Here is a 17,204-nt window from a genome sequence, read left to right on the forward strand (position 1 = left end):
AAAAAAACGCCCCTTAAACCCTGCTCGGGTTTAAGGGGCGTGTGGGTACACAGTGCGTGTAACTAGCCTTTACCCGCCTTCTTGCGCAGCTGCTGGATCGTTCGCAGCTGAGCAACGGCTTCGGCAAGTTCAGCAGCAGCACGGGTATAATCCAGCTCTGCTGATTTTTCGTTAAAGGCTTTCAGCGCTTGCTGACGCGCTTCCTCGGCGGCGGCCTCGTTGAGGTCACCGGCACGAGCAGCGGCATCTGCCAGGATCGTCACGACATCTGGTTGGACTTCCATGAAGCCGCCAGAGACAAAGAAGTTTTCTTCCTTGCCGCCATCGTGGATCACGCGGATCGGGCCCGGCTGAAGCTCGGTCAGCAGCGGGGCGTGCCCCGGCAAGATGCCAAGGTCACCCATGATCCCGGAAGCCACCACCTGCTCGACCTTGCCTGAGAAGATGGATGCTTCTGCGCTGACGATATTGCAAGTGAAGCTATTCGCCATAGCGAATCCCCCTAATGGACGGGATTACTTCTTCATCTGGTTGGCTTTGTCGACAGCTTCGTCGATGGAGCCGACCATGTAGAAGGCCTGTTCCGGCAGATCGTCATACTCGCCAGCCAGAATGCCCTGGAAGCCACGGATGGTGTCTTTCAGAGAAACATACTTACCGGGTGAGCCTGTGAATACCTCAGCCACGAAGAACGGCTGAGACAGGAAGCGCTGGATTTTACGCGCACGAGATACGGCCAGCTTGTCTTCGTCAGACAGCTCGTCCATACCCAGGATCGCGATGATGTCCTTCAGCTCCTTGTAACGCTGCAGAACGTTCTGCACGCCACGCGCCACTTCGTAGTGCTCTTCACCGACGACCAGCGGGTCCAGCTGACGTGACGTGGAGTCCAGCGGATCGATGGCGGGGTAGATACCCAGCTCAGCGATGGAACGCGCCAGTACCACGGTAGCGTCAAGGTGGGAGAAGGTGGTCGCAGGAGACGGGTCAGTCAAGTCATCCGCAGGAACGTAAACGGCCTGCACCGACGTGATAGAGCCTGTCTTGGTGGAAGTGATACGCTCCTGAAGAACGCCCATCTCTTCCGCCAGCGTCGGCTGGTAACCTACCGCTGAAGGCATACGGCCCAGCAGGGCGGATACTTCGGTACCGGCCAGGGTGTAACGATAGATGTTGTCGACGAACAGCAGAACGTCGCGGCCTTCATCACGGAATTTCTCAGCGATGGTCAGGCCAGTCAGCGCTACGCGCAGACGGTTGCCGGGCGGCTCGTTCATCTGACCGTAGACCAGCGCTACCTTGTCGATAACGTTGGATTCGGTCATTTCATGATAGAAGTCGTTACCCTCACGAGTACGCTCACCCACACCGGCGAATACGGAGTAGCCGCTGTGTTCGGTGGCGATGTTGCGGATAAGCTCCATCATGTTGACGGTTTTACCGACACCCGCGCCGCCGAACAGACCAACCTTACCGCCTTTCGCGAAGGGGCATACCAGGTCGATGACCTTGATGCCGGTCTCGAGCAGCTCGTTGGAAGCTGCCTGGTCGGCATAGCTGGGGGCTTTACGGTGGATCGGCATGCGCTCTTGCTCGCCAATCGGGCCCGCTTCATCGATCGGCTCACCGAGCACGTTCATGATGCGGCCCAGCGTTTCCTTACCCACCGGTACGGAAATCGCGGCACCTGTGTTGACCACGTCCAGGCCACGCTTCAGACCCTCGGTGGAGCCCATGGCAATGGCGCGTACTACGCCGTCGCCCAGCTGCTGCTGGACTTCGAGGATGGTCTCAACATTGGAGACCTTCAGCGCGTCGTAGACCTTGGGCACAGAGTCCCGCGGAAACTCTACGTCAATCACCGCGCCGATGATTTGTACGATACGTCCGCTCATCTTGGTTCCTCTCAAAAACCTGCAAATGAAACCTGTCTGCCGGGAATGACCTGTCAGTCAGACCACTCCCTCGGCGTTAAACGGCAGAAGCGCCGCCGACGATCTCGGAAATTTCCTGGGTGATGGCGGCCTGACGGGCCTTGTTGTAAACCATCTCCAGATCGTCAATCAGGTTGCCCGCGTTATCAGTGGCACTCTTCATAGCGATCATACGGGCGGCCTGTTCGCACGCACCGTTTTCGACTACCGCCTGATACACCTGCGATTCGATGAATCGAACCAACAGGCTGTCCAGCAACGCCTTGGCATCCGGTTCATACAGGTAGTCCCAGCTTCCGGGACGGGCGTTTTCTTCGTCATGCTTCTCTTCGCTGCCCATGTCAGGGGACAGCGGAAGGATCTGATGCACGACCGGGCGCTGCGTCATGGTGTTCACGAACTCGTTGTACACCACGTACAGGCGATCCAGCCGACCTTCATCGTATGCTTCCAGCATGACCTTCACACTACCGATCAGACCCTCGACGGTCGGTGCTTCACCTAATCCGCTCTTGGCAGCAACCAGGTTGCCACCATAATTGCGGAAGAAGGCACCGGCCTTGGAGCCAAGGGCACAAAAGTCCAGCTCGGCGCCTTGCTGTTTCCAGGCCATCGCATCTTTCAGAACGGCCTTGAACAGGTTGACGTTCAAGCCGCCACACAGGCCGCGGTCTGTCGACACCACGATATAACCCACGCGGTTGACAGGGCGCTCGACCATGTAGCGGTGCTTGTCTTCCTGCTCTACGTCTGCATCCGCAATATGGGCTACCACATTACGGATCTGCTTGGCGTAGGGCTGACTGGACTTCATCAGATCTTGCGCTTTACGCATTTTCGATGCAGCCACCATTTCCATGGCGCTGGTGATCTTCTGCGTATTTTTGATGCTCCCGATCTGGGTGCGTATCTCTTTTGCAGCTGCCATAGCGATCTACCCTTCGTTCGTGGCTCTCAGAAAGCATGCAAGCCCGCCCGCAGGCGGGCCAGACATTACCAGCTCTGAGTCGCCTTGAACTTCTCGAGACCCGACTTCAAACCGTCCTGAATCTCGCCGTTGTAGTCGCCGGTCTGGTTGATCTTGTCGAGCAGTTCGCCGTGCTCGGACTTCATGTAGTCGTGCAGAGCACGTTCGAAGCCCAGCACCTTCTCGACGCTCACATCGTCCAGGTAACCTTCGTTGGCAGCGTACAGAGACAGGGCCATTTCCGCCACGGACATCGGCGAGTACTGTTTCTGCTTCATCAGCTCGGTAACACGCTGTCCGTGCTCGAGCTGCTTACGCGTGGCTTCATCCAGGTCAGAGGCAAACTGCGAGAACGCCGCCAGTTCGCGGTACTGAGCCAGCGCCAGACGTACACCACCACCCAACTTCTTGATGATCTTGGTCTGTGCGGCACCACCAACACGAGAAACCGACAGACCTGCGTTGATCGCCGGACGAATACCGGAGTTGAACAGGTTGGTTTCCAGGAAGATCTGACCATCGGTGATGGAGATGACGTTGGTCGGAACGAAGGCCGATACGTCACCGCCTTGGGTTTCGATGATCGGCAGCGCGGTCAAGGAACCGGTCTTGCCTTTCACTTCGCCGTTGGTGAACTTCTCGACGTAGTCGGCGTTGACGCGCGCGGCGCGCTCCAGCAGACGGGAGTGGAGATAGAACACGTCACCCGGGTAAGCTTCACGACCCGGCGGACGACGCAGCAGCAGCGATACCTGACGGTAGGCAACGGCCTGCTTGGAGAGATCGTCATACACGATCAGTGCGTCTTCGCCACGGTCACGGAAGTACTCGCCCATGGTGCAGCCAGAGTAGGCCGCCAGGAACTGCATGGGTGCCGGGTCGGCAGCGCCAGCCGCCACCACGATGGTGTGCTCCATCGCGCCGTGCTCTTCGAGCTTGCGCACCACGTTGGCAATGGTCGACTGCTTCTGACCAATGGCCACGTAGACACAGGTCACGCCCTTGCCTTTCTGGTTGATGATCGCATCGATGGCAATGGCGGATTTACCGATCTGACGGTCGCCGATGATCAGCTCACGCTGACCACGACCGATCGGCACCATGGCGTCGATGGACTTCAGACCCGTCTGGATGGGCTCGTCAACGGACTGACGGGTGATAACGCCAGGCGCTACCTTTTCTACCGCGTCGGTCAGTTTTGCGTTGATCTCGCCTTTGCCGTCGATGGGGTTACCCAGCGCGTCGACAACGCGACCCACCAGCTCGGGGCCTACCGGAACTTCAAGAATACGACCGGTACACTGAGCGGTCATGCCTTCTTCAAGCTGCAGGTAGTCACCCAGGACAACGGCACCCACGGAGTCACGCTCCAGGTTGAGTACCATGCCGAAGATGCTGTTGGGGAATTCGATCATTTCACCGAACATCGCGTCTTCGAGGCCGTGAATTTTCACGATACCGTCGGAAACGCTGACGATGGTGCCCTGATTACGGGCTTCGGATGCGACGTCAAGCTTCTCAATTCGCTGCTTGATGATGTCGCTGATCTCGGAAGGATTCAGTTGCTGCATGCCATGTCCCTCAGACTCAAGCGGTCAGCGCTTCGGAAAGACGGTTCAATCGACCACGCACCGAACCGTCAATGACGGTATCACCGGCACGCAGGATGACACCGCCGATGAGCGACTTGTCGACCTGAGTAGTAATGGAGATTTCGCGATTCAGACGTTTCTTGAGCGCGTTTGCCAGCTTGGTCTGCTGCTTGCTATCCAGCTTGTAGGCTGAAACCACAGTGACGTCGATACGCTTTTCATGTTCTGCGCGAAGGTGTTCAAACTGTTCAGCGATTGCACTCAACGCCATCAGCCGACGCTGGTCGGCCAGGGTGGTGAGAAACCGCTGGAAAGCGTCATCGGCACCGTCGCCCAGCATGTCAGCCAGCAACGCCACTTTCTGTTCGCTACCCAATTTGGGACTACCTAACAGGTTGGCGACCTGATGATCCTTGACAATGAGACCTGCCATTGCCAGTGACTGAGACCAGGTATCCAGTGCCTGATGATCGCGCGCGTATTCAAACGCCGCTTTGGCGTAAGGACGAGCGACGGTCGTTTGTTCCGCCATGGATCACCTCCTTACAGTTCAGCGGCAAGCTTATCAAGCAAGTCGCGGTGCGCTTTCTCGTCAACAGAGGCTTCAAGAACACGCTCGGCGCCTATGATCGCAAGGTGAGAAACCTGCGCACGCAACTCGTCTTTCGCGCGATTGATTTCTTGCTCAATTTCAGCCCGAGCACTGGCCACCAGACGCTCGCCTTCGGCACGTGCTTGTTCACGTGCTTCTTCGATCATCTGCGCAGAGCGCTTGTTGGCTTGCTCGAGGATTTGAGATGCCTGCTCCTTGCTTTCACGCAGCGTCTGCTCGGCACGCTCTTGAGCGAGCTCAAGGTCACGCGTCGCACGGCTGGCTGCGTCCAAGCCATCAGCAATCTTTTTCTGACGCTCGTGAAGCGCGTTGCTGATCGGAGGCCACACATACTTTATGCAAAACCAGACAAAGATCGCGAAGGCGATCGTTTGCCCGATAAGCGTCATGTTGATATTCACAGGGATGTACCTCTGACAAATTCGTGGCGACCGGAGTGAAACAAAACCGAGCGGTTGCCCGCTCGGTCAAGCTGCATTAACCGGCAACAACGAAGATCAGGTACATCGCGATACCCACACCGATCATGGGAACGGCGTCAAGCAGACCGGCCATGATGAAGGTACGAGTTTGCAGCTGGTCGCTCAGTTCAGGCTGACGAGCGGTGTTGTCCAGCAGCTTGCCACCCAGCATGGCGAAACCAAAGCCAGTGGTCAGGGCGCTAACACTGATGATGATGGCGGCAGCAATGTAGACGATTTCCATGATGAAGCTCCTGATAGTGCGTTAATTTCAAGGGTTTAGGTTAAGGGTTTAATGCAAAGCGTTGCTCGGGTTCAGTGATGCTCGTGCGCGGCGCTCAAATAGACGACAGACAGTGTCGTAAAGATGAAGGCCTGCAGCGAAACCACCAGAATATGGAAGATGGCCCACGGCACATCCAGCATCCAGATCGCCCAGAACGGTAGCAGGGCAATCAGGATAAAGATAACTTCACCGGCAAACATGGCGCCGAACAGACGGAAACCAAGGCTGATCGGTTTGACCAGCAGGCCGACGATTTCGAGAATCAGGTTGAACGGCGCCAACAGCCAGGTATTGAACGGCGTCAACGCCAGCTCCTTGCCGAACCCAGCAACACCTTTCACCTTGCAGCTGTAGTAGATGATCATCAGGAAGACACCGATGGCCATACCCAGCGTAGCGTTGATGTCGGTGGTGGGAACGATTTTCATGTAGCCCACGCCCAGCTTGCCGAACAGCTCCGGGAAGTAGTCCAGCGGGATCAGCTTGAGGCTGTTCATCAGCAGAATCCACATGAACAGCGTCAAGGCGATCGGGCCGATGTTCTTGTTGTTGCCGTGGAAGGTAGAGCGGGTCAGGTTATCGATGAACTCGATGACCATTTCAACGGCGTTCTGCAGACCGCCCGGGACGCCGGTGGTCGCTGCTTTGCCCGCTTTATGGAACAGCCACAGGAACAGAGCCCCCATGCCGATGGACCAGCCCATCGTGTCCAGGTGAATGGCCCAAAAACCCATTTCGGTCGCTTCGGCAGAGGTGGACGCAAGCGACCAACCATTTTCCGGGTGCTTTCCGAACGTCAGGTTCTGGAGGTGGTGCTGTATGTAATAGATGGCCGATATTTCGTTATCCGCTGCCATACTGCTTCCTCAAGTTTAAAGGGTTGACCGCTCACGCACGAGCCAGGGGGCTAGCCAGTGCATCAGTTGGGCCACCACATAGGCGACAAAGAAAAAAGCTGGGTTTGAAGGGGGCGCTGTCGTCAGCACTATGGCGAATAACGCCACCGTCAAACCAAACTTGCCTGCTGCAGCCTGATATAAGTTGAGCACATTACGCTGTGGTTGGCGGCTGCGCTGCTGCCTTTGGCCACGCCACACGAAATAGATGGTCGGTAGAAGGCTGATCATCCCCCCCGACAGGGCAGATCCTGCTGCCTCGATGCCGACCATGACGCTTGCCAACATGGCCACCAGCAAGATCACCACCAGTTGAGCAAGAAACAGCCGCCGAAAATCCAATAGACGCCGACGTGCAGGCGCTGCACTTTTCACTTTGACCACGACTCCGTGCAGGCTGGGCTGCTGCTCAATGGGATACCGAGTACGCCCGTTCGTCCAAGCAAGCTTTCGACAAACACGGCGGATTATAGGGAAGCGCTATCACACCTTCAACCGAAGTTGCACGGATTTCGTACGTTTTGGCGTTTACTTGCGACCAAAGGGTTAAAAAAAGCCGCATATTTCATTAGCCTGCTACTTTATGTGCGCAAGAATGCCATCCAGCTCTTCAAGGCTTGTATAACGTATGGTGACTTTGCCTTTGCCCTTCTGACCGTGATCGATGGAGACAGGCGCGCCCAACAGCTCGCCAAGGTGCGTTTCGAGACGCGCCACATCGGCGGTCTTGGCCACTTTTTTGGCCGATGCCACCGGCGCCTGCTGGGTGTCGTGCACTTTTTTTACCAGCGCTTCGGTGTCTCTCACCGTCAGATCCTGGTTGACCACTTCATGGGCCACCTGGCGTTGCTGGGCGCTGTTCAGCGACAGCAGGGCACGGGCATGCCCCATGTCCAGATCGCCACGCTCCAGCAGGGTCTGTACTTCCGGGTCCAGGGCAAGCAAGCGCAGGAGGTTGGCCACCTGCGTGCGGGATTTGCCCACGGCATCGGCCACCTGCTGCTGGGTAAGCTCGAACTCTTCAGCCAGACGTTTCAATGCCAGCGCTTCTTCGATGGCATTGAGATTTTCACGTTGAATGTTCTCGATCAGTGCCAGCGCCAGCGCCACGTCGTCGCTGACATGGCGAATGACCGCCGGAATGACATCCAGCTCGGCCAGTTGGGCAGCGCGCCAGCGCCGTTCGCCGGCAATGATTTCATAGCGGTCCGGGCCAATCGGGCGAACGACGATTGGCTGCATGACTCCCTGGGCGCGAATGGAGTCGGCAAGTTCCTCCAGAGCCTCGGGCTGAATGTCGCGGCGAGGCTGGTACTTGCCCCGGGTCAGTTGCCCCAGCGGCAGCCGCTCCAGGCGTTCGGCATGGGCATCGTCCTGCGCTGCCTCTGCGGAAGCACCTTCCGGCAGCAGCGCCTCTGTGCCTTGTGAGGCGCTATTGGTCAGGTCCAAACTGTCACGACGACGGGCGCCCGCACCAATCAGGGCATCCAGGCCACGTCCTAGCGCGCGTTTACGCGTCATTCGCTTTCCCTCGTTGAACGTTACGTACTTCGAACCTTACAGCGACAGCCGCCGTAACGACAGGCGTTACAGTGACAACCGTCGAATCATCTCTTTGGCCAGCACGCGGTAGGCCTGGCTGCCCCGCGAAAAACGGGCGTACTGGGTCACGGGCAGGCCATGGCTTGGCGCTTCTGCCACTTTCACGTTGCGCGGAATGGTGGTTTTCAGCAGCGCATCGCCGAAAAAGTCGCGTAGCTGCTTGTCCACTTCCCGCGTGAGGCTGGTGCGCTTGTCGTACATGGTGCGCAGGATACCGGAGACGGCAAGCTCGGGATTCACGCTCTGCTTGATCTGTTCCACGGTATCCAGCAGCGCCGAGAGTCCTTCCAGAGCGTAAAATTCACACTGCAGCGGGATCAGTACGCCATGGGCTGCAGTAAGCGCATTCACCGTGAGCATGTTCAGCGACGGCGGGCAGTCGATCAGCACCACATCGTATTCGTCGGCCACGCTGGCCAACGCCTGAGAAAGGCGACTCTGCCGCTGTTCGGCGTCCAGCAGCTCGACTTCCGCCGCCGTCAAATCGCCATTGCCCGGCAAGACATCGTAACGAACCGACAAACCGCGCACGATAGCGTCGCTGGCCGAGGTTTCCCCCAGCAGCACGTCCAGCACGCTCTTTTCCAGATCGTACTTGTCGATCCCACTGCCCATGCTGGCATGCCCCTGGGGGTCGAGGTCGACCAACAGTACGCGCCGGTCCAGGGCGGCCAGGCTGGCGGCCAGATTGACGGCTGAGGTGGTCTTGCCCACGCCGCCTTTTTGGTTGGTCAGGGCAATGATCTGGCTCACTACTCAACTCCTTTTGGGGTCAGGATCAACAGCTGCCGCTCGGCCGTCTCGAAGGGTATATTCAACAGGTGCCGAGCGTTCAGTTCAACACCTGCTGGCAGGTCGCGCAGCTCGTCATCGGCACCGGGGCCCTTCATGGCCAGCCACTGGCCGTCGGCGGTCGGTAGCGGGCGCGTCAAGGTCACAAAGTCCACCAGGCTGGCGAAGGCCCGCGAGATCACCTGATCGAAGTGCTGGCCCGCAAACTGTTCGACCCTTGCCTGAGTGGGCGTCACGTTGCTCAGCGCCAGCTCCATGACGGCCTGCCGTTGGAAGCGAACCTTCTTGCCGTTGCTGTCCAGCAGCGTCACCTGAAGCTCGGGCTTCAAAATCGCCAGCACCAGCCCAGGCAAGCCTGGCCCGGCGCCTACGTCCAGAAGTCGGGGCCCCCGTATGAAGGGCGCCACCGCCGCGCTGTCCAGCACGTGGCGAGACACCATTTCATCGACGTCGCGTACGGCGGTGAGGTTATAAGCCCGGTTCCACTTGTGCAATAGCGCCAGCAGCCCCAGCAGCTGCTCACGCTGGGTGGGCGTAATGGCGATATCCAGTTGGGCCAGCCCTTGCTCCAGTCTGGGGGCCACACTAGCGGGCAGGCTTTCAATCAGCGGCGGCAAGAAACTCATCCGTTGGCGACCTCGGTATGGCTGATCAGGCGGCGCTTTTTCAGGTGAATCAGCAGTATCGAGACGGCAGCAGGCGTCACTCCCGAGATACGGGCAGCCTGGGCAAGGGTTTCCGGCCGCGCGGCGCTGAGCTTCTGGCGAATCTCGTGGGAAAGCCCCTCCACGTTGTGATAATCCAGCTCAGCGGGGAGCGCAGTGGCTTCGTGGCGCTTGAGCTTGTCGATTTCGTCCTGCTGACGATCGATGTACCCCTGATACTTGGCCTGAATCTGCACCTGTTCGGCGACAGCTTCATCCTCCACGCCGCCGCTTTCCATGCCCGGCAGGGCGGCAATATCGGCGTAGGTCAGTTCAGGGCGCTTCAGCAAATCGCTCAGGCAGTACTCCCGCGACAGCGGCTTGCCGGTTTTCTCGGCGATGCTGGCAGCAGCCGGGCTGTTGGGATGCACCCAGGCGCTGGACAAGCGCGTGGCTTCACGCTCGATGGCATCACGTTTCTGGCTGAAAGCCGCCCAGCGGGTGTCATCGACCAACCCCAGCTGGCGGCCCTGCTCGGTCAGGCGGAGGTCGGCATTGTCTTCACGCAGCAGCAGCCGATACTCGGCGCGTGACGTGAACATGCGATAGGGTTCCTTGGTGCCCATGGTGATCAGGTCATCCACCAGAACGCCTAGATACGCCTCGTCACGACGTGGGTACCACGCCTCCAGCTGCTTGGCTCGCCGTGCCGCGTTGAGCCCCGCCAGCAACCCTTGAGCACCCGCTTCTTCGTAGCCAGTGGTGCCGTTGATCTGCCCGGCAAAAAACAGGTTGTGGATAAATTTGGTTTCCAGCGAGTGCTTCAAATCCCGCGGGTCGAAGAAGTCATACTCGATGGCATAACCCGGGCGCGTGATATGGGCGTTTTCCAACCCTTTGATGGAGCGCACGACCTGCAGCTGCACATCGAAGGGCAGTGAGGTGGAGATCCCGTTGGGGTAGAGCTCGTGGGTATCCAGACCTTCCGGTTCGATGAACACCTGATGGCTCGATTTGTCGGCGAAGCGATGCACCTTGTCTTCGATCGACGGGCAGTAGCGGGGGCCGATGCCTTCGATTACCCCAGAGTACATGGGGGAACGATCGAGGTTGTTCAGGATGATCTCGTGGGTGCGCTCGTTGGTGTGCGCAATATGGCAGCTCACTTGCTGAGGATGCATGCCCCTATGCCCCAGGTAGGACATGATCGGCGTGGGCGTGTCGCCTGGCTGCTCTTCTAGCTGTGAAAAGTCGACGGATTTGGCATCGATACGCGGAGGGGTACCGGTCTTCAACCTGTCGACGTGAAAAGGCAGTGCCCGCAGTCGCTCGGCCAGCGCATTGGAAGGCGGGTCGCCTGCGCGGCCACCACGGCTTTGATCCAACCCGATGTGGATAACCCCGCCAAGGAACGTGCCCGTGCTCAGCACTACCGACTCGGCATGAAAACGAATGCCTGTCTCGGTCACTACACCGCGTACGGTGTCGTTATCCACAATGAGGTCGCCAGCCGCCTGCTGAAAAATCGTCAGGTTCGGCTGGTTTTCCAGCATGCCGCGAATGGCGGCCTTGTAGCGGATCCTGTCTGCCTGGGCGCGGGTCGCGCGTACGGCAGGCCCCTTACGTGCGTTGAGTACTCGAAACTGGATGCCGCCCAAATCCGTGGCTAGCCCCATGGCACCACCCAACGCATCGATCTCCTTGACCAGATGGCTCTTGCCGATCCCACCAATGGCGGGATTGCAGGACATTTGGCCCAGCGTCTCGATGTTGTGTGTCAGCAATAGGGTTTGACAGCCCATGCGAGCAGAGGCCAATGCGGCTTCGGTTCCCGCATGGCCACCGCCGATGACAATCACGTCAAAGCGGTCGGGGTAGTTCAAGAGACACCTCGTCTTGTGCCCAAGGCACGGATGATGTGGTCAGCGGATCACCGCTGTTGGAATAAGCCCGCCAGTATAAACCTCCTGTGGGTAACCGTCAGGTTTTTCCACACCCCTTCTATCAGCGGTTTTATAAATTAATAACAAAATAAAAATATATAAGAGAAGTTCTGTAAATGTAGTTACTAATGGTGTGGACAAAATCTGTTGATAAATGATTTTTTCCTATATGAATCATTATTTTGTATTGTTGACCAAGCAGTGGCGAACCGGCGGAGTGCCTGCGTAGAAGCGGTGACAGAGCTGTGGATGAAAAGCTTACTTACCCACAGGCCAGGTTAACGACGGCTTATCCACCGCTGGCTACCGCGCTTGTTACCGCACCTGTGAACAAGTGATCTGGTGACCATCATATGCGTTGAAAGATGCCCATGGCGCGGGTGTTAGCCAGATAGTGACCGCCGAGGAAAAAATATTATCCACAGGCAAAAAAAAGGCCTGTCGCAAGGACAGGCCGGTCGCGGAGGTACTCTGATGGGCTGCTAGTGCTTCAATACGCGCGCCAAGAAGGACTGGGTGCGTTCATGCTGAGGTGCATCGAACAGCTGTTCCGGTGGCCCTTGCTCGGTGATTTCCCCTTTGTGAATGAAGATGACGCGGTCGGCTACTTCCCGCGCAAAGCCCATTTCATGGGTCACGATGACCATGGTCATGCCTTCCTTGGCCAGCTCACGCATGGCGTCCAGCACTTCACCGATCATCTCCGGGTCTAGCGCCGAGGTGGGCTCGTCGAAGAGCATGAGCCGGGGTTCCATGGCCAGCGCGCGGGCCAGGGCGACCCGCTGCTGCTGCCCTCCAGAGAGCTGGCTGGGGTACTTCTGTGCCTGATCGGCAATGCCGACGCGTTCCAACAGCCGCTGAGCCGTCTCTTCGGCATCCTTACGGCTCCAGCCACGCACTTTCATGGGGGCCAGGGTAATGTTGTCGATGACGCTCAGATGGGGGAAGAGGTTGAACTGCTGGAACACCATGCCGACTTCGGTGCGGATGGTTTGCAGGGCCTTGCTGCTTTTGCCATCGGGCAGCAGCGTATTGCCATCGACATCGAGGCTGCCGGACTGAAACTCTTCCAGCCCGTTGATGCAGCGGATCAGCGTGGATTTGCCAGAACCGCTGGCGCCGATCACGACGACGACTTCTCCAGGGACGATTTCCAGATCGATGTTCTTGAGCACATGCAGGCTGCCAAAGTGCTTGTTGAGCTTCTGCATTTGCACAATGGGCGATGAGGTCGAAGTCATTGTGCGCTCCTTATTGGCCAACGACGCCGCGCCGTTCCAACTGGCGCAGGATGATAGAGAGGGTCCAGGTAATGGCCAGGTACATCAGGGCGACCATGAAATAGACTTCCAGCGCCGTGAAGGTGGTGGCAATGTAGATCTGTCCTTGGCGCACCAGCTCACCCACCCCGATGACGGAAAACAGCGAGGTGTCCTTGATGCTGATGATGCCCTGGTTGCCCAGCGGAGGGATCATGCGGCGGAAGGCTTGAGGCCAGATGACGTAACGAAACGACTGCGCTCGGGAGAGCCCCAGCGACAGCGATGCTTCGCGTTGCCCGCGTTCGATCGACTGCACGCCTCCGCGTACGATTTCGGAGATATAGGCCCCTGAATTGACGGCAATGGCGGCAATGCCGGCCACCAGCGCATTGATGGGGCCACCCAGTAGTTGGGGCAGGCCGTAGAAAATGAACAGCACCTGCACCAGGATGGGCGTACCGCGAAAGACTTCGACATACAGGATGGCTGGCCAGCGCAGCCAGCGCGTGCGGCTGATGCGCAGCAGGCCAAAGAAGATGCCGATGAAAAAGCCAATGGCCAGGCCGCCGAAAGAGATCAGCAGTGTCCACGGAATACCGGGTAACAAGTAGGGAATCGAGCGGAAAGCGGCCGCCCAGTCGAATTGAAAAGTGACTTCCACGTGACGTCTCCAGAACAGCACCACACAATGATTCAGGGCCGGGGGCTAGGCCGCCCGGCCCTGTAAACGTGAGATAACGCACTTACCTCAGACAGTGCTTACTCTTCGACGGAGGGCTTACCAAACCACTTCTGATAAATCTCGTCGTAGGTGCCGTCTTCACGCATGGCCGCGAGTGCTTCATTGGCGGGTTCTACCCACTGGCTACCCTTGTGGAAGACGATGCCGTACTGCTGGCCTTCGTACAGGGGGCCGACGACCTTGGTGCGACCTTCACCGCGTGTTTGCGAGAAGTAGGCAACGTTGGGGGCATCGTAGAACGCGGCATCGACGTTACGCCCCAGCAGGGCCATGTACATGTCGCTATTGCCTGGATAGGGAGTGATATCGGCGTCGTCGCCCAGCTGTTCTTGCAGGAAGTCGTAGCTGGTGGAGCCGATGCGCGTGGCGATGGAGAGCCCGGCCAGGTCTTCGATGGACTCTACGTCATCGTTGTCGGCACGCACGATGATCTGCAGGCCCGAGTCGTAGTAGGGGTCAGAGAAGTCGACGATCTGCGCACGCTCTTCGGTGATGGTCACACCGGCAATGGCAATTTCCTGGCTGCCGGTCTGGACGGCCGGAATGATGCCCGCGAACTCCATGGTGGTGAGATTGACTTCGAAGCCAGCCCGTTCGGCGATTTCGTTGATGATGTCCATGTCGAAGCCGATCATTTCACCGGTTTCGGGGTCGAGCATCTCGAAGGGCACAAAGCTTGGGTCAGTCACCACATTGACCGTGGGTGTGTCAGCAAACGCAGTAGTACTGCCCAAGCCCAGTGCAACGGCAGTGGCGATAGCGGAGGTGGTAAAAAAGTGTTTCATTAGTTTCCCCGAGTTTTATGTGGTTTCCGTCACCGTTTATAGCGTGTTTCTTCTTATAAACCGGTCGATGAACCGTTATTGACCTTTTTACCTTGGCGAGAAACCGCCAAGGCGTCAAGTCATGGGGAAGTCGTTGCGACCAACGCTGGTCATACCATGAACGAGGCACCACAGCCGCAGGTGGTGGTGGCATTGGGGTTTTGCACGCGAAAACGCGCCCCTGCCAAGCCCTCTTCGTAGTCCACGGTAGAGCCGACCAGGTATTGGTAGGAGAGGGGGTCTACCACCAGCGTGGCATCTCCAAATTCGATCAGGGTGTCGTCCTCTGCCACGTTGTCGGCAAAGTCAAAACCATACTGAAAGCCGGAACAGCCACCACCGGTGACATAGACACGCAGCTTGAGGGCTGGATTGTGCTCTTCGGCCATGAGTGCCTTGATGCGCTGGCGCGCACTGTCGGACAGCATTAAAGGGGTTGGAACAAAAGCTTCTGCACCGCTCATGGGTACCTCCCGCGAGCTTTAGGAACGAATAGATGGCATGGGGGGATTATGGGTAATTCCCAGCAAAATGGTCAACTATTGCCGGGAATTACTGTGGCTCAAGGCATCAGAGCGGGGGCGTTGAGGCCCATCTGCTCATCGAAGCCAAACATCAGGTTCAGGTTCTGGATGGCCTGGCCGGAGGCGCCCTTGACCAGGTTGTCGATGACGGAAAGTACCACCACCGTATTGCCGTTGCCCGGACGATGCACGGCGATGCGGCAGGTATTGTTGCCTTTTACGCTGCGGGTTTCCGGGTGGCTGCCGGCGGGCATGACGTCCACGAACGGCTCATTGGCAAAGCGTTTTTCGAACAGCGCCTGCAAGTCGCCTGGCTCGGTGCTGAGGGTGCTGTAGAGCGTGGCGTGGATGCCGCGGATCATGGGTGTCAGGTGGGGGACGAAGGTCAATCCCACGGTGTCTGGCTGCATGTCGCCCAGGCCCTGACGGATTTCCGGCAGATGGCGATGGCCGCCTGCACCGTAGGCTTTCATGGACTCGCTGGCTTCGGCCAGCAGCGAGGCGACCTTGGCACCACGCCCAGCGCCAGTGACCCCGGACTTGCAGTCGGCAATCAGCTGATTCGGGTCGATCAGGCCCGCTTCCAGCAGCGGCAGGTAACCCAGTTGAACCGCCGTGGGGTAGCAGCCGGGCACCGCGATCAGACGTGCGGTCTTGATCTTTTCACGATGCATTTCCGGCAGGCCGTAGACTGCCTCTTTCAACAGTTCAGGGGCGCCATGGGGCTGGTCGTACCAGCGGCTCCACTCGTCGGCATCGCGCAGGCGAAAGTCGGCCGACAGGTCGATGACGCGGGTTCCGTTGGCCAATAGCTCGCCTGCCAGCGCGTGGGCCACGCCATGAGGGGTGGCAAAAAAGACGGCGTCCATGGCCCCCAGGGCCTTGGCATCGGGCTCACTGAAGGTCAGGGTATCGTAGTGGCCTCGCAGGTTGGGGTACATGTCACAGACCTTGACGCCTGCTTCCGAGCGCGACGTTATCGCTTGAACATTTACCTCGGGGTGCTGGGCCAGCAGCCTCAGAAGTTCAACACCGGTGTAGCCAGTGCCGCCTACAATGCCAACGTTTATCACAGATCACTCCTTGCGCCTTCTGCACAGTCCTGGCAGCGGTAATTAGCAGCCTGGCAAGTTTTGCGAGGCTGTTGATGTGTCTCCAGCTATGATACACAAGAGAGCAGGCGCAGAAGAGCACTGCGTGTCGTAGACCCACTCTACCCAACCAAGGACGAGCGTTGTGGCAGGTTTTTCGCGGTCAGATTTCACCTTAGAGGGTTTTCGTCGCCAGCTGGCCAATGTGGATGCCTTGCCGCAACTGTGTGTGCTGGGGCTGGTGTCTGGTGTCATGACCGGGGCTGTCATGGTGGCATTCAGGCTGCTGCTGGAGGCGGGAGCCGCGCTGTACATGCCGGACGGTAACCCGGAAGGCTTCGAAGCGCTGCCCCCGTGGGTCAGAGCGCTGCTGCCCCTGCTGGCCGTGAGCGTCATCGGTGTGCTGCTGTATCGTCAGAAGGCCACCGCACGCAAGCTGGGCGTCGGCCATGTCATCGAGCGCCTGACCTACCATCAGGGCCGTTTTCCACTGCGTAACTGGCTCAACCAGTGGTGGGTCGGGGTGGTATCGGTGTTGGGCGGTCTCTCTGCTGGCCGTGAAGGACCGGCGATTCATCTGGGGGCGGCGGCTTCCAGTGGCCTGGGGATGCGGCTGCGACTGCCTCACAACAGCCTGCGTGTGCTGGTGGCCTGTGGAACGGCGGCAGGTATTTCTGCCTCTTTCAATACGCCCATCGCGGGGGTCATCTTTGCCATGGAAGTGGTCATGATGGAGTACACCCTGATGAGCTTCATGCCCGTGATTCTGGCGTCTACCATGGGTGCGCTGGTGGCCCAGCTGGCGTATGGCAACGAGCCAGCCTTCCGCATCCCTGAAGTAGCACTTGGCTCGCTGATGAACCTGCCCTGGATAGTGGTGACGGGGCTGGTGATTGGCCTGATGGCTGGCGTATTCATTCATCTGGCACGCCATGCCTTCCTGCAAGGGCTGCCGTTATGGCTGAGGCTGGGCAGCGTTGGAGTGGCCACGGGAGTACTGGCGTGGTGGTTTCCTGAAATAGGGTATACGG

Annotated in this window: 18 protein-coding genes and 1 pseudogene; 1 reads left to right on the forward strand and 18 read right to left on the reverse strand. The window is 58.4% G+C overall.

Features of this window, described 5'->3' with window-relative positions:
- Positions 1–62 precede the first annotated feature (62 nt).
- The 18 genes from RVM26_RS15495 to argC form a co-directional block, all read right to left on the reverse strand.
- On the reverse strand, positions 63–491 hold the full coding sequence (locus tag RVM26_RS15495) for a F0F1 ATP synthase subunit epsilon (RefSeq protein ID WP_498939574.1): 429 nt from the start codon (positions 489–491) through the stop codon (positions 63–65).
- Positions 492–515: 24 nt separating this feature from the next.
- On the reverse strand, positions 516–1,895 hold the full coding sequence (gene atpD / locus RVM26_RS15500) for a F0F1 ATP synthase subunit beta (protein WP_016915577.1): 1,380 nt from the start codon (positions 1,893–1,895) through the stop codon (positions 516–518).
- Between the two features lie 76 nt (positions 1,896–1,971).
- On the reverse strand, positions 1,972–2,862 hold the full coding sequence (gene atpG / locus RVM26_RS15505; RefSeq protein WP_016915578.1) for a F0F1 ATP synthase subunit gamma: 891 nt from the start codon (positions 2,860–2,862) through the stop codon (positions 1,972–1,974).
- A 65-nt stretch (positions 2,863–2,927) separates the two neighbouring features.
- Positions 2,928–4,472, reverse strand: a complete 1,545-nt coding sequence (atpA, locus tag RVM26_RS15510; protein WP_498939576.1) for a F0F1 ATP synthase subunit alpha — start codon at positions 4,470–4,472, stop codon at positions 2,928–2,930.
- Between the two features lie 16 nt (positions 4,473–4,488).
- The gene (locus RVM26_RS15515) at positions 4,489–5,025 is read right to left on the reverse strand and encodes a F0F1 ATP synthase subunit delta (protein ID WP_016915580.1); all 537 of its coding nucleotides are present in this window, start codon (positions 5,023–5,025) and stop codon (positions 4,489–4,491) included.
- A gap of 11 nt (positions 5,026–5,036) precedes the next feature.
- On the reverse strand, positions 5,037–5,507 hold the full coding sequence (locus RVM26_RS15520) for a F0F1 ATP synthase subunit B (protein ID WP_016915581.1): 471 nt from the start codon (positions 5,505–5,507) through the stop codon (positions 5,037–5,039).
- 76 nt (positions 5,508–5,583) lie between these two features.
- The gene (gene atpE, locus RVM26_RS15525; RefSeq protein WP_016915582.1) at positions 5,584–5,811 is read right to left on the reverse strand and encodes a F0F1 ATP synthase subunit C; all 228 of its coding nucleotides are present in this window, start codon (positions 5,809–5,811) and stop codon (positions 5,584–5,586) included.
- Positions 5,812–5,882: 71 nt separating this feature from the next.
- Entirely contained in the window at positions 5,883–6,710 is an 828-nt protein-coding gene (gene atpB, locus RVM26_RS15530; protein ID WP_081195030.1) for a F0F1 ATP synthase subunit A, read from the reverse strand.
- Positions 6,711–6,725: 15 nt separating this feature from the next.
- The gene (locus RVM26_RS15535; protein WP_287804615.1) at positions 6,726–7,133 is read right to left on the reverse strand and encodes an ATP synthase subunit I; all 408 of its coding nucleotides are present in this window, start codon (positions 7,131–7,133) and stop codon (positions 6,726–6,728) included.
- Positions 7,134–7,325: 192 nt separating this feature from the next.
- Positions 7,326–8,270: a ParB/RepB/Spo0J family partition protein gene (locus RVM26_RS15540; RefSeq protein WP_287804613.1), complete on the reverse strand. Its 945-nt coding sequence runs from the start codon at positions 8,268–8,270 to the stop codon at positions 7,326–7,328.
- Positions 8,271–8,336: 66 nt separating this feature from the next.
- A complete protein-coding gene (locus RVM26_RS15545) occupies positions 8,337–9,104 on the reverse strand; it encodes a ParA family protein (RefSeq protein ID WP_039179044.1) in 768 nt (255 codons plus the stop codon).
- On the reverse strand, positions 9,104–9,769 hold the full coding sequence (rsmG, locus tag RVM26_RS15550; protein WP_498939580.1) for a 16S rRNA (guanine(527)-N(7))-methyltransferase RsmG: 666 nt from the start codon (positions 9,767–9,769) through the stop codon (positions 9,104–9,106). Before rsmG ends, RVM26_RS15545 begins: the two co-directional genes overlap by 1 nt.
- Complete coding sequence (mnmG, locus tag RVM26_RS15555; RefSeq protein ID WP_498939582.1) at positions 9,766–11,670, reverse strand: tRNA uridine-5-carboxymethylaminomethyl modification enzyme MnmG/GidA; 1,905 nt, start codon at positions 11,668–11,670, stop codon at positions 9,766–9,768. The genes rsmG and mnmG overlap by 4 nt, the downstream gene beginning before the upstream one ends.
- A gap of 542 nt (positions 11,671–12,212) precedes the next feature.
- Positions 12,213–12,971, reverse strand: coding sequence for an amino acid ABC transporter ATP-binding protein (locus RVM26_RS15560; protein WP_016915589.1), 759 nt, complete (start codon positions 12,969–12,971; stop codon positions 12,213–12,215).
- A gap of 10 nt (positions 12,972–12,981) precedes the next feature.
- Positions 12,982–13,653, reverse strand: coding sequence for an amino acid ABC transporter permease (locus RVM26_RS15565; protein ID WP_016915590.1), 672 nt, complete (start codon positions 13,651–13,653; stop codon positions 12,982–12,984).
- A gap of 98 nt (positions 13,654–13,751) precedes the next feature.
- A complete protein-coding gene (locus tag RVM26_RS15570) occupies positions 13,752–14,519 on the reverse strand; it encodes a type 2 periplasmic-binding domain-containing protein (RefSeq protein WP_498939585.1) in 768 nt (255 codons plus the stop codon).
- Positions 14,520–14,668: 149 nt separating this feature from the next.
- A complete protein-coding gene (erpA, locus tag RVM26_RS15575) occupies positions 14,669–15,022 on the reverse strand; it encodes an iron-sulfur cluster insertion protein ErpA (RefSeq protein WP_026001913.1) in 354 nt (117 codons plus the stop codon).
- 98 nt (positions 15,023–15,120) lie between these two features.
- Complete coding sequence (gene argC, locus RVM26_RS15580; protein ID WP_081138476.1) at positions 15,121–16,155, reverse strand: N-acetyl-gamma-glutamyl-phosphate reductase; 1,035 nt, start codon at positions 16,153–16,155, stop codon at positions 15,121–15,123.
- A gap of 163 nt (positions 16,156–16,318) precedes the next feature.
- Here argC and RVM26_RS15585 point away from each other — a divergent pair.
- Positions 16,319–17,194: pseudogene (locus tag RVM26_RS15585) on the forward strand (chloride channel protein); the annotation flags it as partial.
- Positions 17,195–17,204: the final 10 nt, after the last annotated feature.

The sequence above is a fragment of the Halomonas sp. KM072 genome, assembly GCF_050710315.1.
GTDB classification, from domain to species: Bacteria; Pseudomonadota; Gammaproteobacteria; order Pseudomonadales; family Halomonadaceae; genus Vreelandella; species Vreelandella hamiltonii.

Bases quoted from the DNA above. Each gene is read 5' to 3' on its own strand.
- atpA (WP_498939576.1), bottom strand. From the start codon at position 4,472: ATGCAGCAACTGAATCCTTCCGAGATCAGCGACATCATCAAGCAGCGA.
- erpA (WP_026001913.1), bottom strand. From the start codon at position 15,022: ATGAGCGGTGCAGAAGCTTTTGTTCCAACCCCTTTAATGCTGTCCGAC.
- RVM26_RS15540 (WP_287804613.1), bottom strand. From the start codon at position 8,270: ATGACGCGTAAACGCGCGCTAGGACGTGGCCTGGATGCCCTGATTGGT.
- rsmG (WP_498939580.1), bottom strand. From the start codon at position 9,769: ATGAGTTTCTTGCCGCCGCTGATTGAAAGCCTGCCCGCTAGTGTGGCC.
- atpB (WP_081195030.1), bottom strand. From the start codon at position 6,710: ATGGCAGCGGATAACGAAATATCGGCCATCTATTACATACAGCACCAC.
- atpD (WP_016915577.1), bottom strand. From the start codon at position 1,895: ATGAGCGGACGTATCGTACAAATCATCGGCGCGGTGATTGACGTAGAG.
- atpG (WP_016915578.1), bottom strand. From the start codon at position 2,862: ATGGCAGCTGCAAAAGAGATACGCACCCAGATCGGGAGCATCAAAAAT.
- RVM26_RS15515 (WP_016915580.1), bottom strand. From the start codon at position 5,025: ATGGCGGAACAAACGACCGTCGCTCGTCCTTACGCCAAAGCGGCGTTT.
- atpE (WP_016915582.1), bottom strand. From the start codon at position 5,811: ATGGAAATCGTCTACATTGCTGCCGCCATCATCATCAGTGTTAGCGCC.
- RVM26_RS15495 (WP_498939574.1), bottom strand. From the start codon at position 491: ATGGCGAATAGCTTCACTTGCAATATCGTCAGCGCAGAAGCATCCATC.
- RVM26_RS15570 (WP_498939585.1), bottom strand. From the start codon at position 14,519: ATGAAACACTTTTTTACCACCTCCGCTATCGCCACTGCCGTTGCACTG.
- RVM26_RS15560 (WP_016915589.1), bottom strand. From the start codon at position 12,971: ATGACTTCGACCTCATCGCCCATTGTGCAAATGCAGAAGCTCAACAAG.